Source organism: Microcoleus sp. K5-D4 (assembly GCF_036704575.1).
Lineage (GTDB): Bacteria > Cyanobacteriota > Cyanobacteriia > Cyanobacteriales > Microcoleaceae > Microcoleus.
Map to the genome: position 1 here is coordinate 1 of NZ_JAUBSD010000199.1, position 1,818 is coordinate 1,818.

The window sequence follows — 1,818 nt, forward strand, 5'->3', positions numbered from 1 at the left end:
TGCCTACACAGTCTCTTATGCTTATTTTGTTAACTTTGTCAAGTTCATATTATACCAAATTAGATGAGCTTACCCTGGTTATTAGACTATCTTCCCGCGTTCCTCTAACCACCGCTGAAATGACTTCTGACTTTCTCCAGATAGTTTACCGAGAATAATATTTTTGATGCTAATATCTTCGTCAATATCTGGCCAGTGGATTCCCTCATTTCCACCAATAAATCGCCAATTATTGCGTTCGTTTGGTGTGCTATGCAATAGCCGAGGATACCAAGCTAAAGGAACAGAAATAGTACGGCCATCGGATAGATGGACTGTTAGCGTGTCGTCTGTAACAACTACGTTTTGTACTTGGGGGATTTCTAGCAACTCAACCATTAAAGAAGTCATTTCAACCCGCTAATAACTGCGATCGACTATTCCTGCACAATTTCATACAAATCTTCGATCGACAAATCAAAAGTCCTTGCCAACTTGTGCAAGGCTGTCACATCAACTGTTGCTAATCCGGGCGATCGGGCATAGGTTCTGAGCGTGCTGTAGACTACTCCCGATCGCTCTGAAACTTCTTTCAGCGTCCAGCCCTTCTCGGCAGCAAATTCTCGAACCCGCAACTTAATTAAGCCCATAAGCTCTTGAGATGTGATTAATATAAGTCAGAGAATTGTACTGTAAAAAGCGCTCGCCTACTCTTTGACGACCTCAACCAAATCTTCCACCATCACGTCAAAAGTACGTGCCAACTTCAGCAGACAAGTAAAATCAACCATTGCCATTCCCGGAGAACGTGAATAGGTGGTGAGTGTGCTGTAAATGACTCCCGATCGCTCTGAAACCTCTTTGATCGTCCAGCCTTTCTCAGCAGCAAATTCTTTAACCCGCAATCTAATTAAACCCATTGACAAAAAACTAGATTTAGTTTTTAATAAAAATATCGTAAAAAGCGATCGCTCCCAGGTGTGGAAAACTAAAAAGCGATCGCCTATCCAAATTCAATCCCTTTACAAAAGTTTGTACTCTTTACAAAGGATTTGCTTAACATCATGTTAACAAAATTTTCGCGAAAATCAACCCCCAGACACAGATTGAGCCGGTTTGTGACGAAAGAGGCGATCGCGCGGCTGCTGAAAATCAAGGTAGAACAAATATATCGCTTCGAGTGCTGGGCGCATATCCTGTACGTGCACGCCAAAGGGATGAGTCGGTTTGTGAGTTATGCTGACTTTCCGCCAGTTTTGGGAGTGGAATCGCCCTCTGGTTTAGATTTTGGTTACTGGAAGCGCCGGATAGGGAGTCAGAAACAGAGACACGCGCCGGATTTTTGGGTGGATTTTTATGCGGATAGATTTCACAAAGCTGTTTCTGTTTCTGAATTGTTCGAGTGGGGAAATTTGGTGGGGGTGATTAAATTGATGTTGGGGGCGATCGGGCTGGAGTCGCTGCGAAAGGTTTATGCACAAGAGAAATCTCTGCTGGAACATTTCTAAATTATGACTGAAACACGGGTGATTAGAAACCGGGTTTTTTTGCGACAATACTGCCCAGCCTTTAACTAAAGTAAAAAACCCGGTTTCTTTGGTATGCGTAACTCTCATAAACTCCAGCCCCCCCTGTAGGGGCGGTGCCCCCGTGCCCGCCCGAAAGATCGGGGCAACCACGGGGGGATTGCCCCTACAGGAATTACTCGCGGCAAACATTCAAAAAATTGGTTCAAGCTCAACAGCAACAGTTATAATTTCTCCCTGGGGGGGTAACAACCAGCCTGAAACCCATACCTTTGTAAGGATTGAGCCAATGTGTGCTAAAAAAAGATAGGCA

4 protein-coding genes are annotated in these 1,818 nt (G+C 44.3%); 1 reads left to right on the forward strand and 3 read right to left on the reverse strand.

What is annotated here, in order from left to right; translation table 11 throughout:
* Positions 1–81 precede the first annotated feature (81 nt).
* From QUA77_RS29000 to QUA77_RS29010, 3 genes are read right to left on the reverse strand one after another with little or no spacing between them, the layout of a single operon-like run.
* Positions 82–390 (reverse strand): DUF2442 domain-containing protein, encoded by a 309-nt coding sequence (locus QUA77_RS29000; RefSeq protein ID WP_333454072.1) that lies wholly within the window; start codon positions 388–390, stop codon positions 82–84.
* A 26-nt stretch (positions 391–416) separates the two neighbouring features.
* On the reverse strand, positions 417–629 hold the full coding sequence (locus tag QUA77_RS29005; protein WP_332958465.1) for a helix-turn-helix transcriptional regulator: 213 nt from the start codon (positions 627–629) through the stop codon (positions 417–419).
* Positions 630–686: 57 nt separating this feature from the next.
* The gene (locus QUA77_RS29010) at positions 687–899 is read right to left on the reverse strand and encodes a helix-turn-helix domain-containing protein (RefSeq protein WP_006631112.1); all 213 of its coding nucleotides are present in this window, start codon (positions 897–899) and stop codon (positions 687–689) included.
* Positions 900–1,043: 144 nt separating this feature from the next.
* Between QUA77_RS29010 and QUA77_RS29015 the strand changes: the two genes are divergently transcribed.
* The gene (locus QUA77_RS29015; protein ID WP_333454074.1) at positions 1,044–1,487 is read left to right on the forward strand and encodes a hypothetical protein; all 444 of its coding nucleotides are present in this window, start codon (positions 1,044–1,046) and stop codon (positions 1,485–1,487) included.
* Positions 1,488–1,818: the final 331 nt, after the last annotated feature.